Annotated in this window: 10 protein-coding genes; 3 read left to right on the top strand and 7 right to left on the bottom strand. The window is 64.2% G+C overall.

Features of this window, described 5'->3' with window-relative positions; translation table 11 throughout:
* From glgP to Q0K09_RS08125, 7 genes are all read right to left on the bottom strand, one after another.
* Window positions 1-1,988 (bottom strand): glycogen/starch/alpha-glucan family phosphorylase (glgP, locus tag Q0K09_RS08155; RefSeq protein ID WP_294475133.1); only part of this gene is annotated, 1,988 nt, incomplete at its 3' end.
* A 160-nt stretch (window positions 1,989-2,148) separates the two neighbouring features.
* Window positions 2,149-4,029, bottom strand: coding sequence for a glycogen/starch synthase (locus tag Q0K09_RS08150; protein WP_294475132.1), 1,881 nt, complete (start codon window positions 4,027-4,029; stop codon window positions 2,149-2,151).
* A gap of 102 nt (window positions 4,030-4,131) precedes the next feature.
* A complete protein-coding gene (gene glgD / locus Q0K09_RS08145; RefSeq protein WP_294475131.1) occupies window positions 4,132-5,250 on the bottom strand; it encodes a glucose-1-phosphate adenylyltransferase subunit GlgD in 1,119 nt (372 codons plus the stop codon).
* On the bottom strand, window positions 5,247-6,464 hold the full coding sequence (locus Q0K09_RS08140; RefSeq protein WP_294475129.1) for a glucose-1-phosphate adenylyltransferase: 1,218 nt from the start codon (window positions 6,462-6,464) through the stop codon (window positions 5,247-5,249). Before Q0K09_RS08140 ends, glgD begins: the two co-directional genes overlap by 4 nt.
* A gap of 33 nt (window positions 6,465-6,497) precedes the next feature.
* Window positions 6,498-8,708 (bottom strand): 1,4-alpha-glucan branching protein GlgB, encoded by a 2,211-nt coding sequence (glgB, locus tag Q0K09_RS08135; RefSeq protein ID WP_294475128.1) that lies wholly within the window; start codon window positions 8,706-8,708, stop codon window positions 6,498-6,500.
* A 325-nt stretch (window positions 8,709-9,033) separates the two neighbouring features.
* Window positions 9,034-10,167 carry a D-alanyl-D-alanine carboxypeptidase family protein gene (locus Q0K09_RS08130; RefSeq protein ID WP_294475127.1) on the bottom strand — a complete coding sequence of 378 codons (1,134 nt, stop codon included), beginning with the start codon at window positions 10,165-10,167 and terminating at the stop codon, window positions 9,034-9,036.
* Window positions 10,168-10,261: 94 nt separating this feature from the next.
* Entirely contained in the window at window positions 10,262-12,358 is a 2,097-nt protein-coding gene (locus Q0K09_RS08125; RefSeq protein ID WP_294475124.1) for a methyl-accepting chemotaxis protein, read from the bottom strand.
* Between the two features lie 289 nt (window positions 12,359-12,647).
* Here Q0K09_RS08125 and hrcA point away from each other — a divergent pair, with 289 nt between their 5' ends.
* The 3 genes from hrcA to dnaK all read left to right on the top strand — a co-directional run.
* Window positions 12,648-13,706, top strand: a complete 1,059-nt coding sequence (gene hrcA, locus Q0K09_RS08120; protein WP_294475122.1) for a heat-inducible transcriptional repressor HrcA — start codon at window positions 12,648-12,650, stop codon at window positions 13,704-13,706.
* A gap of 48 nt (window positions 13,707-13,754) precedes the next feature.
* Window positions 13,755-14,300: a nucleotide exchange factor GrpE gene (gene grpE, locus Q0K09_RS08115; protein ID WP_294475120.1), complete on the top strand. Its 546-nt coding sequence runs from the start codon at window positions 13,755-13,757 to the stop codon at window positions 14,298-14,300.
* A 203-nt stretch (window positions 14,301-14,503) separates the two neighbouring features.
* Window positions 14,504-15,721: molecular chaperone DnaK (dnaK, locus tag Q0K09_RS08110; RefSeq protein WP_294475118.1), on the top strand; the 1,218-nt coding region annotated here is incomplete at its 3' end.

Below are 15,721 nucleotides of genomic sequence, written 5' to 3'. Positions count from 1 at the left end.
CCGTTCATCATGAACTTCATGTTGCCGGTGCCGCTGGCCTCCTTGCCGGCGGTGGAGATCTGCTCGCTGAGCTCGCTGGCGGGCATCAGCTTCTCGGCCAGAGAGACCCGGTAGTTCTCCAAAAAGACCACCTGGAGCCGGTCCTTACAGGCCGGGTCCCGGTTGACGGCCTGGGCTAGGGAGTTGATGAGGTGGATGATCTCCTTGGCCACGCTGTAGCCCGGGGCGGCCTTGGCCCCAAAGAGATAGACCCGGGGGGCGAAGTCAAAGTGGGGGTCATTCTTGAGCTGCTGGTAGAGGTAGGTGATGTGGAGGACGTTGAGGAGCTGGCGCTTGTACTCGTGAAGGCGCTTGACCTGCACGTCGAACATGGCCCCGGTGTTCAGCAGCACCCCGGACTCCCGGGCCACATAGCCGGCAAAGCGCCGCTTGTTCTCCGCCTTGATCTTGGCGAGGCGGTCCAGGACGCTGGCGTCGTCCTTGTACTGGAGCAGGTCCTCCAGCTTCTCCGGCCGGAGGAGGTAGTCCTTCCCGCCGGTGCACTCCTGGATCAGGGCGTCCAGCTGGGGGTTGATCTCGCTGAGCCAGCGGCGGTGGTCGATGCCGTTGGTGACATTTTTGAACTTCTCCGGGGTACGGATGTAGACGTCGTGGAAGGTTTCCCGCTTGAGAATTTCAGAGTGGAGGGCGGACACGCCGTTTACCGCGAAGCAGGCGCACACGCACAGGTTGGCCATGCGGACCTCGCCGTCCCATATGATGGCCTGGTCCCGGACCTTGGACTGATCCCCGTGGAAGTAGTCATTGAGCTGGGCCTGATAGCGCTTGCTGATCTCCACCAGAATCTGCCAGATCCGGGGGACCTGGTCCTGGATGAGCTGCTGGGGCCAGCGCTCCAGGGCCTCCACCATGACGGTGTGGTTGGTGTAGGCCACGGTGTTGGTGACGATATGCCACGCCTCATCCCAGCCGTAGCCCTCCTGGTCCAGGAGAATCCGCATGAGTTCGGGGATGACCAGGGTGGGATGGGTGTCGTTGATCTGGATGACGTGCTTCTGGTGGAAATTCCGCAGGGTGCCGTACTCCGCCTTGTGCTGGCGGCAGATGCTCTGGACCGTGGCGGAGACAAAGAAATACTGCTGCTTGAGCCGCAGGGACTTGCCCTCGTAGTGGTTGTCCTCGGGGTAGAGGACCTTGGCGATGGACTCGGCCATGGCCTTCTGCTCCATGGCCTTGAGGTATTCGCCCCGGGAGAAGAGGGACATATCCAGGGGGGTGGTGCTCTTGGCGTCCCACAGCCGGAGGATGTTCACATGCTCGGTGCCGTAGCCGGCGATCTCCATGTCCTTGGGCACGGCCAGCACGTCGCTGCCGCCCTCGTAGGCCACGGAGTGGCTGCCGTCTTCCCCCCAGACGTCCTTGACCTGGCCGCCGAAGTGGACCCGCTCGGTCTCGTCCATCTTGGGGATGAGCCAGCAGTCGGCGATCTCCAGCCAGTTGTCGGGGAGCTCCACCTGCTGGCCGTCCACGATCTTCTGCTTGAAGAGCCCCAGCTCATAGCAGATGGAGTAGCCGGTGGCGGGGATCTCCAGGGTGGTCATGGACTCCAGGTAGCAGGCGGCCAGGCGGCCCAGGCCGCCGTTGCCCAGGCCGGCGTCTGGCTCCACCTCGAAGAGGTCGGGGGCGGAGAAGCCCAGGTCCTCGATGGCCTCCTTGAGCTGGGGCAGAACCCCCAGGTTAAAGGCGTTCTTCTCCAAAGAGCGGCCCATGAGAAACTCCAGGGAGAGGTAGTGGACCTGCCGGGCGCGGCTGTCCCACACTCGGCTCTCGGTGGCAAGCTGCCGGGCGGACATGATATCCCGCAGCACCAGGGCGCAGGCCCGGAACATGTGGATGGGCGTGGCCTCGTCCACCTCTCGGCCGAAATTCCGCCGGAGCTTGCCGATAATCTGCTGCTCCAGTTCCTTCTTTGTATATTTTGTAGGCATTGACCCAGTCTCCATTTCAAATAAAATCACAGGCCGATGGAAACGGCGGGACAAGGTCCCGCCGTTTCCGTGCCTGTGGGACGCTTTTCAGGCGCCATGAGTCTATCACACAGCCGCCTGTCCTGTCAATGAACATTTCTTCCGGCATTTGCCGGGGCCCTCAGCCCTCGTCCGTCTTCTCCAGCTGTTTGGCCCTTCCGCCCCGGGGGGCGGTTTTCTCTTTCTGGGGGGCGGGCTCCGCGTTCTCCTTTGCGGCGAGCTTCGCCCCGGCCTCTTTCCCGGAAGAGGGCTTCGTCCCGGCGGCGGGGCTCTCCTTGGTGGTGGGGACCGGATCGGGCTCCGGGGTTTTGGGTGTTTCCGGAGTTTTGGGTGTCTCCGGAGTTTTGGGTGTCTCCGGGACCGCAGGTGTCTCCGGGGCGGGAGGGGCGGACGCCGCCTTTTTCCCCGGCTTGCCGGCCTTCTCGGCCGCCTTTCGGGACTTTTTGGGTGCGGCGGCCTTCTTCTCCGCCCCTCGGGCGGACTTCCCGGCAGGGGCCTTGGCCTCCGTCGCCTGGGGGATGGGCTCCGCCGCCGGGGCCGGCGGCTCCTCCGACGGCGGCTCAGTAGGGCGGGGGATGCCCGTGATCTGATAGTAGATGTCCTCATACTCCCGGGCCGGGGCGTTCCAGCTGAAGTCCCGGGTCATGCCGTTGCGCTGGAGGCCCTTCCAGCCGGCCTTGTCGCTGTAGTAGAGGCCCACCGCCTCCCCAAGCACCCAGACCATGTCGTGGGCGTTGATGTTGGCGAAGGTGAAGCCGGTGTCCCCGAAGACCCCGTGGGGGATGACGGTGTCCTTGAGCCCGCCGGTCTCCCGGACCACGGGGACGGTGCCGTAGCGCATGGCGATCATCTGGCTCAGGCCGCAGGGCTCGGCGATGGAGGGCATGAGGAAGAGGTCGGCGCCGCCGTAGATGGCGGTGGAGAGGGAGGCGGAGTACTGGAGCCGGGCGGCAAAGCGGCCGGGATACTGGTTCTGGGCCTGCCGGAAGGCCTCCTCAAACTGCCACTCCCCGGTGCCCAGCACCACCATCTGGACGCTCATACCCATGATATCGTGGATGGACTGGGCCACCAGCTCGAAGCCCTTGTGCTTCACCAGCCGGGAGACGCAGGCGATGATGGGCACCTCCGGGTCCTCCCGGAGGCCCACCGCCTGCTGGAGGGCCTGCTTGCAGGCGGCCTTGCCGGTGAGGTCGCCGGCGGTGAAGGGGGCGGCCAGGCCGCTGCCGGTGGAGGGGTCGTAGAGCTTCATGTCCAGGCCGTTGAGGATGCCTCGGAGCTTCCAGCGGTTGTCGGCGATAACCCCCTCTAGGCCGTGGGCATAAAAGGGGTACTGGAGCTCCTGGGCGTAGGTGGGGGAGACGGTGGTGACATAGTCGGCGGCGTAGATGGCCCCCTTCATCAGGTTCACGTCCCCGTGGTAGGCCAGCATATGCTCGTTCATGTAGCCGCGGTTCAAGCCCAGCAGGTCCTCGATGACCTGGTCGCCGTAGCGGCCTTGGTACTCGATGTTGTGGATGGTGAACAGGCTCTTGGAGCCCCGGAGCTGCCAGACGCGCTCCCGCTCCTCCAGCAGGTAGATGGGCACCAGGGCGGTCTCCCAGTCGTTGCAGTGAATGACGTCGGGGTGCCAGTCCAGGTGGGCGGGGGTCTCGATGACGGCCCGGGAGAAGAAGGCGAAGCGCTCCCCGTCGTCATAGTGGCCGTAGATTTCCGCCCGCTTGAAGTAGTACTCGTTGTCCACGAAGAGGTAGGAGATGTTGCCCTCCCGCAGCTCGAAGAGGCCGCAGTAGGGGGTCCGCCAGGCCAGGCGGCAGCTCCAGTGGAAGAGGAAGCGCATCTTCTCCCGGTACTGCTGGCCCACTCCCTCGTAGAGGGGGAGGATGACCTTCACGTCATGGCCCATGTCGGCCAGCTTCTGGGGGAGAGAGCCGGCCACATCGGCCAGCCCGCCGGTCTTGATGAAGGGCGCCACCTCGGAAGCGGCGAATAGAATGTTCATAAGACATCTCCTTTTCTGTCCAAAACTCCTCTGCTTCCAACGGGCGCGGCCGCCATACGGGGTCCGTATGGCGGCCGCGCCGCTTTTGCGGGTTCTATTTTACTATACCACGGCGTTCTTGGCAATGGCCAGGGGGTAGGTTTCGTGGCCCATGAGCGTCCGCCCGGCGTTGACCTGGACGCTCTTGTCGGCAATAACATACTTGAGCACTGCCCCCTGGTGGACCACCGAGCCCTGCATCAGGATGCAGTTTTGAACCTTGGCCCCCCGCTCCACCGTGACCCCCCGAAAGAGGATGGAGTTCTCCACCTCCCCCTCGATGATGCAGCCGTCGGCTATCAGGGAATTCCGGGAGAGGGACATGGGCCCGTAGTAGGTGGAGGGGTTGGACTGGTCCTTGGTCTTGATGGGGTGCAGGGGGTTGAAGAGGTCGGCCCGGACCGCCGGGTCCAGCAGCTCCATGCTCCGGGCGTAGTAGCCCGCCACCGACTGGAGCCGGGCGGCGTACCCCTCGAAGCAGTAGGACATGATTTTGAGCCGTCCCCCCAGGTTCAGCAGCACCCCCTGGCTGAAGGAGGGGATGTTGTGGGCGATGCAGTGCTCCACCAGGGAGATGAGGAGGTCCTTGCTCATGATATAGACCTCCATGGACTCGCAGCCCAGGGGGTTGATGGGGTGGACCGACACATCGGTGATGACGCTGTTTTCGTCCACGGTGAAGTAGTCGGACTCCCGGGGGTCCCCCCGGGGCACGGGGGTGCACACGGCGGTGATGTCGGCCCCGGTGCGGACGTGCTGGTTGAAGATGTCGTCCAGGTCCAGGTTCACCGCCACGTCGCCGCCGGCCAGGACCACATAGTCCTGCCGGATGCGCTCTAAGTAGGAATAGACCCCCGCCAGGGCGTCCATGCGCCCCCGGTAGTCCCCGTCCCGGCGCTTGTCGGCGTAGCCGAAGGGGGGCAGGATGCGCAGGCCGCCGTGCTTGCGGCTCAAGTCCCAGTCCTTTCCGGAGCCCACATGGTCGAGAAGGGACTGGTAGTTGGCGTGGACAATGAGGCCCACGTCGGAGATGCCGGCGTTGACCATGTTGGAGAGCATGAAGTCCACCACCCGGTAGCGGCCGCCGTAGGGGATGGAGCAGGTGTTCCGGGGCTGGGAGAGCTCCCGGAGCTGGGGGTTGGAGCGGTAGGCAAAGAGAATGCCGTGGAGCTTGTTGGTCATTTCGCCCCACCTCCTTTCACATTCCGGGTGACCATGGCCTTGGGGGCCACCGCAGCCCCGTCGCCCACCTTGATGCCCTCGGCCACCACGGCGATGCCCCAGTCCTCAGAGGGGTGTTCCGGGTCGGGAGGGGCGCCCACTGTGGCGCCGGCGCCGATGACGGCCTTCTCCGCCACAATGGCGTAGGAGACCTCGGCCCCCTCCCTCACCACCGCCCCGGGCATGAGGATGGAGTAGCGCACCTTGGCTCCCTTCTCCACCGTCACCGAGTGGAAGAGGACGGAGTTCTCCACCTCCCCGTCCACCACGCTGCCGCCGGTCATCAGGGAGTGGCGAATTACGGCGTTGGGCCCGGTGAAGTGGGGGGGACGGGTGGGGGTCCGGGCGTAGATGGGCCACTCGGTATCATAGGGGGCGATGCCGCTGTGGACTGAGAGCAGGTCCATATTGGCGTCCCAGAGGGAGTCGATGGTGCCCACGTCCTTCCAGTAGCCGGAGAAGCGGTAGGCGGCCAGCCGCTCCCCGTTGGACAGCATGGCGGGGATGATGTTCTTGCCGAAGTCGTTGGCCGACTTCTCGTCGGCCTCGTCGGCGATGAGGTACTCCTGGAGCTGCTTCCAGTTGAAAATGTAGATGCCCATGGAGGCCAGGTTGCTCTTGGGCTTCTTGGGCTTCTCCTCAAACTCGTAGATCATGTCCTCCCCGTCCACGTTCATGATGCCGAACCGGGAGGCCTCCTCCAGGGGCACCTCCATGACCGAGATGGTGCACACGGCCTCCCGGGCCTTGTGGTGCTCCAGCATCTGCCCATAGTCCATCTTATAGATGTGGTCGCCGGAGAGGATGAGGACATAGTCCGGGTCGTACAGGGAGATGAAGCCCATGTTCTGGTAGATGGCGTTGGCGGTGCCCTTGTACCAGGTGCCCTTATCCCCCTCGGTGACATAGGGGGGCAGAATGTGGACCCCCCCGTCGGAGCGGTCCAGGTCCCAGGGCTGGCCGTTGCCGATATAGGCGTTGAGCTCCAGGGGCTGGTACTGGGTGAGGACGCCCACGGTGTCGATGCCGGAATTGACGCAGTTGCTCAGGGGGAAGTCGATGATGCGGTATTTGCCCCCAAAGGGGACGGCAGGCTTGGCCACCCTGGATGTCAGGGCCCGCAGCCGGCTGCCCTGGCCGCCCGCTAAGAGCATGGCGACACATTCTTTTTTCATCTCAGATCACCTCTTATAGGAAGTGGAATCGTCTCAGGTTTCTCCGGGGTCCCCCGCCTTTTTGGCGGCGCTTTGGACCCGCTCCTGCTTCGCCGGCGGGGCGGCCTGGACCCGGCGGGCGGGCTTCGCCCCCTTCTCCCGGAGGACGGGCTTGGATGCCGCTTCCTTCACGGCGGGCTTGGGGGGCTTTTCCCGGACCGCCGGCTTGGGCGCCGGGGTCTGGACGGCGGGGTGGGGGGATGCCTCCTTGAGGGCTGGCTTGGCCCCCCGCTTCCGCACAGCAGGCTTGGGGGCGGCGGCTTTCACCGCCAGCTTGGTCTGGGCCTTCTTCCGCCGGGCGGGGAAGCGGCGGGTGCACTTATAGATGACGGCGCTCATGGGGGGCAGGGTGATAACGATGGACTGCTCCCGGTCGTGACAGGGGGTGTAGGTGCTCCGCACGGGCTCCTGGTCCCCCCGGCCCTGGCCCCCGTAGGCGGCGGCGTCGCTGTTGAACACGCAGGTATAGGCCCCGGGCACCGGCACCCCCACCCGGTAGCCGGTCCGGTCCACGGGGGAGAAGTTGCAAACCACCACCAGGAAGTCCCCCTTGTCGTCCTTGCGCAGGAAGGAGATGGTGTTGGCCTGGGCGTCGTCGGCGTAGAGCCACTCGAAGCCCTCCCAGGAGAAGTCCTCCTGCCAGAGAGCCTTCTCCGCCAGGTAGAAGTGGTTGGCGGCCTTGAAGAACGCCTGGGTCTGGCGGTTGATCTCGTTGCCCAGCAGGTGCCAGTCCAGGGAGTATTCAAAGTGCCACTCGTTCCACTGGCCGAACTCGCTGCCCATCATCAGCAGCTTTTTGCCCGGGTGGGTGAGCATGTAGGTGTAGAAGACCCGGACCCCGGGGAACTTTTCCTCATAGGTCCCCGGCATTTTATTCAGCAGGGAGCCCTTCATATGCACCACCTCGTCGTGGGAGAGGGGCAGAATGAAGTTTTCGGAAAAGGCGTAGAAGAAGGAGAAGGTGATGTCCCGGTGGTTGTACTGCCGGAAGTAGGGGTCCAGCTTCATATAGTGGAGCACGTCGTTCATCCAGCCCATGTTCCACTTGAGGTTGAAGCCCAGCCCCCCCTCGCTGACTGGGTGGGAGACCTTGGCCCAGGCGGTGGACTCCTCGGCGATCATGAGTACGTCGCCGTGCGCGGCGAAGATGTGCTCGTTGAGCCGCTGGAGGAAGTCCACAGCCTCCAGGTTCTCGTTGCCGCCGTGGATATTAGGGACCCACTCGCCACCCTGCCGGCCGTAGTCCAGGTAGAGCATGGAGGCCACCGCGTCCACCCGCAGGCCGTCGATATGGTACTGCTCCAGCCAGAAGAGAGCGGAGGAGAAGAGGAAGGAGCGCACCTCGCTGCGGCCGTAGTCGAAGACCCGGGTGCCCCAGTCGGCGTGCTCCCCCTTGCGCATGTCCTCGTACTCATAGCAGGGCTGGCCGTCAAACTCGTAGAGGCCGAAAGCGTCCTTGGGGAAGTGGGCGGGGACCCAGTCCAGAATGACCCCGACCCCGGCCTGATGGAGCTGGTCGATGAGGTACATCAGGTCGTCGGGGGTGCCGAAGCGGCTGGTGGCGGCGAAATAGCCGGTACATTGGTAGCCCCAGGAGTCGTCCAGGGGATGCTCGGTGAGGGGCATGAACTCCACATGGGTGAAGCCCATCTCCTTCACATAGGGCACCAGGTAGTCGGCGATGCCCCGGTAGGAGAGGAATTCCCCCTCCCCGGTCCGCCGCCAGGAGCCCAGATGGACCTCGTAGATGTTCAAAGGCCGGTGGTAGACGGGGTTTTTCTTCCGGTAGTCCAGCCAGGACTGGTCGTTCCACTGGTAGTCCCCCAGCTCGTAGAGCTTGGAGGCGGTGCTGGGCCGGGTCTCGGCGTGGAAGGCGTAGGGGTCGGACTTCATCAGCAGCCGGCCGTCCGCCGCCTTGACCGAATATTTATAGGTATCGTACCGGGCAAGTCCGGGGACAAAGCCCTCCCACAGGCCGCCCCCCAGGGGGGTCATGGGGGCCTGGCCGTGCGCCCAGCCGTTGAAATCCCCCACCACCGAGACCTCCAGGGCGTGGGGGGCCCAGACTCGGAAGACATAGCCCTGGACCCCCTCCCGCTCCTGGGCGTGGGAGCCCATATACGTCCAGGCCCGAAGGGCCGTGCCGGTGGTATACGCCTCAATCATCCGCTCCTGCCCGGAGGCGGGCGCTCCTTTGCGATCCATTTGCAATCGCCTCTTTTCCTTGGTAATATTATCCAAATTATGGCAAATCCTCGTCTCGATGATTGTCAATCCAACTAACAGGCATAAATTTTACTTTTCCTGTTTTGTGTGAATTATACAACATAAATGAACCTGCGTCAAGGCGCTGTTTCCTCGCAAACAGAAATTTTATGGAGAATGGATGCAGCTCACGCCAAAGGCGCCCTCTGGCCAGGTCCAAGGGGTCCCGCGGTTCTGCCTGCGGCGCGGGAGCGGCGGGCCGCGCCGTTCCAAGAGAAAGCGGCACATGGCCCTTTGTCCATGTGCCGCCTGGCGCGAAGAGGGATCATCCGGCCATGAAGAGGCCCTTCAAAAGCCGGAGGAAGATGCCGGGGAGGGTGATGCGCTCCACGGCCTGGGCGGCCACCAGGGGGATGGTCTGCCGCGCCTGGCCGTCCACCGAAATCACCAGATCGCCCAGCTTCTGCCCCGCCTCCACCGGGGCCTCCACCTCCTGGGTGAGGCGGACGGCGGTGGTGACGGCGTCAATCTGGCTCTTCTCCACCAGAATGCGGGTGGACTGCCCCAGCACCGGCTGGACTGTGTCCACGGTCCCCAGGGCCACCTCCACCGGGGGGAGGGCCTCCCGGGGCCGGGCGTCCACCAGGGTATAGTTGGCAAAGCCGAAGTTCAGCATGGCCATGGCGGAATCAAAGCGCTGGCTGGAGGTGGGGGACTTCATCACCACGGCGATGAGCTCCATGCCCTCCCGCTCGGCGGTGGCCGACAGGCAGTAGAGGGCGGAGTCGGTGGAGCCGGTCTTGAGGCCGGTGCAGCCCTCATACCAGCGCACCAGCCGGTTGGTGTTGGAGAGCTGGAACTGCCCGTCTCGGATGGCGTCCATCCAGATGGTGGTGTAGGCGCGGATGTCCGGGTGATTCAAAATGAGTTCCCGGGACATGAGGGCGATGTCATAGGCGCTGGTAAGGTGGCCGGCGGCGGGGAGGCCGGTGCAGTTGACAAAATTGGTGTCGGCCATGCCCAGTTCGGCGGCCCGCTGGTTCATCTGCGCCACAAAGGCCTCCTCGCTGCCGGCAAGGCGCTCGGCCAGGGCCACGGCGGCGTCGTTGCCGGAGACCACCGCCACCGCCTTGAGCAGATCGTCCACACACATCTGCTCCCCCTCCTTGAGGTAGACCTGGGAGCCCCCCATGGAGGCGGCCCGGGCTGAGACGGTGACCAGGTCCTCCTTCTGAATGCGCCCGGCGTCCAGAGCCTCCATGACCAGCAGCAGGGTCATGACCTTGGTGACGCTGGCGGGCTCCAGCCTGTCGTGGGCGTTGGCCTCGTACAGGACCGCGCCGGTCTCCTTCTCCATGAGAACGGCGGAGCCCGCCGCCACCTCCGGCGCCCCGGAGACGGCGGCGGCGGGCTGGAAGAGCAGACAGGCGCACAGCGCCGCAGCGAGCAGTTGTTTCATAGTGGGTCTTCTCCCTCCATCGTGAGAATTTACATAAAAAGAGGATGTGGAGGAAGGGAGGGTTCTATACTGGAAAAAAGGGGAAGCGGACCCATCACGCCCCTTGATCCGGAAGAATGAACTTGCCGGTGAGCTCTCTGAGCAGATGGGCCTGGCTGGAGAGCTCCTGGCTGGCCGCGGCGCTCTCCTCCGCCGTGGCGGAGCTGGTCTGGACAATGCTGGAAATCCGCTCCACGCCGGCGGTGGTCTGCTGGAGGGCCTCCTTCTGCTTCTCGGTTTCCGTGCCCACCTGGGCGGTGCGCTCCGACACCTCCGAAATGCCGCTGTGGACGCTGCGGAAGGAGGCCGCCGTGTCGTCCGCGATCTGCTTGCCGTTCTTCACCGCCGCCATGGCCCGCTCGATGAGCTCCGCAGTGTTCTGGGAGGCGCCGGCCGTCTTTCCGGCCAGGGTTCGGACCTCGTCGGCCACCACGGCGAAGCCCTTGCCGGCGGCGCCGGCCCGGGCGGCCTCCACCGCCGCGTTCAGGGCCAGGATGTTGGTCTGGAAGGCGATGTCCTCGATGCTCTTGATGATGGCCCCAATCTCCTGGGAGGCCTTGGTGATCTCGTCCATGGCCTCCAGCATGTGCCCCATCTTCTGGTCGCCGGCGTTGGCCTCCTCCATGACGCTGGCCATCTTCTGCTGGGCCTCCTCCATGCTGTGGGCGGTGGCGTCCACCTCGGTGGAGATTTCAGACAGGGAGGCAGCCAGCTCCTGCACGCTGGAGGCCTGATCCGAGGCCCCCTGGGCCTGGGTCTGGGTTCCTGTGGCGATCTGGCTGGCTCCGGCCTCCACCCGCTCCGCCGCCTGCAGCACGGATAGGAGCATGTCCGACAGCGTGACCTGCACCTGCTGGATCCCCTCCTTCATTTCGGCGAACTCCCCTGTATAGTCCTGCTGGAGGGTAAAGTTGAAGTTCCCCTTGGCGATGCTCTGGAGCACGCCGGAGACCTCCCCGATGTAGTCGATATAGTGCCGCAGGCGGGCCACCAGCTTCTCCAGGGAGTCTGCCACCACGCCGATCTCACTGCGGCTGCGGACCTGGATGGACACCGACAGGTCCCCGCCGGCCAACGCCCGGGTGGCGTTGGCCAGACGGCCCAAGGGCCGAATGACATAGAACTGAAGGTAGATAAACATCGCCAGCAGGAAGGCCGACGCAAAGACGGCGCACAGCACAAGGAGCACCTGGGCCAGGGTGTCCGTCTCGGCCATCAGCTCCCTCTCCGAGATGGTGGTGACCACATACCAGCCGCTCTCTGGGATCTGGGTAAACCAGGCCAGGTAGGTCTCTCCGTTCACTGTATAGGAGCCGGTACCCTCGCCCTGCTGGAGAATCTGCTGGCCCAGGGCCGCCATGGAGGGGTTTTCGTCCTGGAGGATGTTGGCCGCAAGCAGCTTTGCGCTGTCCTCATCGGCGATGTAGGTGCCGCTGCCGTCAATGAGGAAGGCCCGTCCCCCCTGGCGGACCTGAAGGGAGAGCACCATCTGCTGCATCTGGGTCAGGTCAATGTCCGCAGTGGCCACCCCCAAAAGCTGCCCGTTCTCATAGAAGGGGGCTGAAGCCGTTACCATGGAGATCTGTGCATACTCGTCGTAGTAGGGCGCCGACCACACCACGTCCTGGGTGATGTCCCTGGCGTCGATGTACCAGTCCTGGTCCGTGTAGAACACGCCCTCGCCCAGAGAATAGTTGTCCACATACACAACAGCGCCGTCCTCCCTCATACAGTAGGGGGAGAAATATTGCTGTCCGGCCCGGTAGGCGTAGGGCTCAAACCAGATGCCGCCGCCGAAGGTCTCGTCGTTGCTGCCCACCACGGAGGTCAGAAGCTCCTGGTAGATGGCCGCCTCCTGGTCCTCCTGGGGCACGGCGGCCTCCGCCCCCGTGCCGGCGGGCGCGGTGTTCAGATGGTTCCGCACCGCCTCCACACCCCGGGCCACAGACTCCGCCACCAGACGGTTCTGGACCAGGGATTTCTGGATGGAGTCGGTGGCAAGAGCGAGACACAGGTCCATCTCGTTCTGCGCGGCGCTCTCAATCGCATTTCTGGCGGCCTGGTAGCCGAAAAAGGACAAGGCTGCCATGGCCACCAGGATCATGGGGATCAGGGTCGCCATCATAGAGGTGCGGATGGAGTGATACTTCATGTTTTGCTGCTCCTTTCTATCCTTTGCTTTGTCAGAAGAGCCCAGGCACTCTACTGACAGTATATCTTTATCTATATCGGCAGTTTTTTTCGGAAGTTAAGTGCGCACTCTTAGGGAAAACGCCCATGCACCCCTGCCAGCCACATCCCCAGGGCGGCGGAGTCCTTTTCCCGCTGTTCACATTTAATTTACAACCAACCCTATTGACTTTTTTTCGCAGGAGTGGTAGATTTACATTAGCACTCAGAGAGTGCGAGTGCTAAAACCTCGATAAGAAGGTGAGCGCGGTATGGACTTGACCGAGCGCAAGCGGAAGATCCTCCGCGCCATCATAGAAAACTACATTGCCACAGCCGAGCCGGTGGGCTCCAAGACCATCGCCTCCCACCCGGCGCTCAACGTCTCCCCGGCTACCATCCGCAACGAGATGGCCGACCTGGAGGCCCTGGGCCTGCTGGAGCAGCCCCATACCTCCGCCGGTCGGATTCCCTCCCCCAAGGGCTACCGGGTGTACGTCAACGAGCTGATGGAGGACTACCGCCTGTCGGTCCAGGAGACCCGAAAGCTCAACGAGGCCCTGCACCTGAAGATGCGCGAGCTGGACCAGGTCATCGACCAGGCCGGCCGGGTGCTCTCCCAGCTCACCTCGTACCCCGCCTTCGCCCTCTCCTCCGGGGCCAGCCGGGTGACCATCCAGCGCTTTGATCTGCTGATGGTCTCCAGCGACTCCTTCATCATCGTGGTGATGACCGACAACAACGTGGTGCGCAACCGGCTGGTGCGGCTGCCCTCCGACCTCAACGAGGCCCAGCTCCAGCTTTTGAACACCCTGCTGAACACCACCTTTACCGGCCTCACCCTGGATGAGATCACCCCGGAGCTCATGCGGGTGGCCTCCCACGCCGCCGGCGAGGCCTACGGCCTCATCTCTCTGGTGGTCTCCTTCGCCATGGACGTGCTGGAGCACCTGGAGCAGCGCACGGTCCATACCGCCGGCATCGCCAACCTCCTATCCCACCCCGAGTACCGGAGCCTGGAGCGGGCCGCTCCTCTTATGAGCTACCTCAGCGAGGACCAGGACGCCGAGCGCTTCCCGGTGCCCCAGGGGGACCCAATGGAGATTCTCATCGGACCTGAAAACGTGGCCGACGCCCTGAAGGATACCAGTGTGGTGGTGGCCAGTTACGACATCGGCGATGGGATGCGGGGGGTCATCGGCGTGGTGGGTCCCACCCGGATGGACTACGCCAAGATCACCGCCCGGCTGTCCTACTTTGCCGACGGCCTCTCCCGCCTCTTTGAGCAGGGAGAGCTCCCCCCCGGAGACCAGGGCACGGAGCAGCCGTAGCCCCTATCCCGGCCGGGCCGGGACACCCCATACTGAGGAGGTAATACCTTGAGCGAGAAAAAGAAAGAAAAGAAGCAGGAACCCGTCCAGGAGGCGGTCCCCGCGGAGGAGGCGGCCCCGGCGGCGGAGCCCGCCCCCGAGCCCGATCCGCTGATGGAGGAGCTGGAAGCCTTGAAGACTGAGCTGGACGAAAAAGAGATCAAGTACCTGCGCCTGGCCGCCGAGTACGACAACTTCCGCAAGCGCAGCCAGAAGGAGAAGGAGAGCATCTACGCCGACGCCAAGAGCGACGCGGTGCTGGCCTTCCTGCCGGTCTACGACAACCTGGACCGGGCTCTCAAGCAGGCGACCGCCGACGCCGCCTACGCCAAGGGCGTGGAGATGACCATGAACGGCCTCAAGGAGATTCTCACCAAGCTGGGCATCGAGGAGATTCCCGCCCTGGGAGAGACCTTCGACCCCGCCCTCCACAACGCTGTGATGCATGTGGAGGACGAGAGCGTGGGGGAGAACACCATTGTGGAGGTCTTCCAGACCGGCTTCAAGCTGGGGGAGAAGGTCATCCGTTTCGCCATGGTGAAGGTGGCCAATTAGCAAGAAGCGCGGAGCGCCCGGGAACAGGCGGCGAAGACCCGCAGCGGAGCAAACGGACCGGAGGGCCCAAGCCCCGGAGGCCGGCTTGCGCAGTCGGAGGGGGGCCGCCGCCGCGGAGGGCGCACAGCGTGACCGCTTCCTTTGATTTTCCCCGAACTGTTCGGATAAAATAAAAATGTTACGATATATTGGAGGAATCAGTTATGTCTAAAATCATCGGTATCGACCTCGGTACAACCAACTCCTGCGTGGCCGTCATGGAGGGCGGCGAACCCGTTGTCATCCCCAACGCGGAGGGCAACCGCACCACCCCCTCGGTGGTGGCCTTCTCCAAGGACGGCGAGCGGATGGTGGGCCAGGTGGCCAAGCGCCAGGCCATCACAAACCCCGACCGGACCATCATGTCCATCAAGCGGAAGATGGGCACCTCGGAAAAGGTGACCATCGACGGCAAGGCCTACACCCCCCAGGAGATCTCCGCCATGATTCTCCAGAAGCTCAAGGCCGACGCCGAAGCCTATCTGGGCCAGAGCGTCACCGAGGCGGTCATCACCGTCCCCGCCTACTTCAACGACGCCCAGCGGCAGGCCACCAAGGACGCCGGGCGCATCGCCGGCCTGGACGTCAAGCGGATCATCAACGAGCCCACCGCCGCCGCCGTGGCCTACGGCGTGGACAAGGAGAAGCAGGACCAGAAGATCATGGTCTACGACCTGGGCGGCGGCACCTTCGACGTCTCCATTCTGGAGATCGGCGACGGCGTCATCGAGGTCCTCTCCACCTCCGGCGACACCCACCTGGGCGGCGACGACTTCGACCAGGCCGTCATGGACTGGATGGTCTCCGAGTTCAAGAGCGCCAACGGCATCGACCTCTCCGCCGACAAGGTGGCCATGCAGAGGCTCAAGGAGGCCGCCGAGAAGGCCAAGATTGAGCTCTCCGGCGTCGCCAGCTCCAACATCAACCTGCCCTATATCACCGCCGATGCCACCGGGCCCAAGCACCTGGACCTGACCCTCACCCGGGCCAAGTTCGACCAGCTCACCGCCAATCTGGTGGAGCGCACCGCCGGCCCGGTCCGCCAGGCCATGAGTGACGCCGGCCTGAGCCAGAGCGACATCTCCAAGGTCCTGCTGGTGGGCGGCTCCAGCCGCATCCCCGCCGTCCAGGAGATGGTCAAGAAGCTCACCGGCAAGGAGGGCTTCAAGGGCATCAACCCCGACGAGTGCGTGGCCATCGGCGCCGCCATTCAGGGCGGCGTGCTGGTGGGCGACGTGAAGGGTCTGCTGCTGCTGGACGTCACCCCCCTCTCCCTGGGCATCGAGACCATGGGCGGCGTCATGACCAAGCTCATCGAGCGCAACACCACCATCCCCGCCAAGAAGAGCCAGGTCTTCACCACCGCCGCCGACAACCAGACC

This window comes from uncultured Intestinimonas sp. (assembly GCF_944387725.1).
Taxonomy (GTDB): domain Bacteria; phylum Bacillota; class Clostridia; order Oscillospirales; family Oscillospiraceae; genus Intestinimonas.
The sequence above is the reverse complement of the archived record's forward strand: the minus strand, read 5'-3'. Positions and strand labels throughout refer to the sequence as shown.

What these genes read in the sequence shown, in the direction of transcription:
- Q0K09_RS08150 (WP_294475132.1), bottom strand. Translation starts at nt 4,029, where the DNA reads ATGAACATTCTATTCGCCGCTTCCGAGGTGGCGCCCTTCATCAAGACC.
- glgD (WP_294475131.1), bottom strand. Translation starts at nt 5,250, where the DNA reads ATGACCAACAAGCTCCACGGCATTCTCTTTGCCTACCGCTCCAACCCC.
- Q0K09_RS08140 (WP_294475129.1), bottom strand. Translation starts at nt 6,464, where the DNA reads ATGAAAAAAGAATGTGTCGCCATGCTCTTAGCGGGCGGCCAGGGCAGC.
- glgB (WP_294475128.1), bottom strand. Translation starts at nt 8,708, where the DNA reads ATGGATCGCAAAGGAGCGCCCGCCTCCGGGCAGGAGCGGATGATTGAG.
- Q0K09_RS08130 (WP_294475127.1), bottom strand. Translation starts at nt 10,167, where the DNA reads ATGAAACAACTGCTCGCTGCGGCGCTGTGCGCCTGTCTGCTCTTCCAG.
- Q0K09_RS08125 (WP_294475124.1), bottom strand. Translation starts at nt 12,358, where the DNA reads ATGAAGTATCACTCCATCCGCACCTCTATGATGGCGACCCTGATCCCC.
- hrcA (WP_294475122.1), top strand. Translation starts at nt 12,648, where the DNA reads ATGGACTTGACCGAGCGCAAGCGGAAGATCCTCCGCGCCATCATAGAA.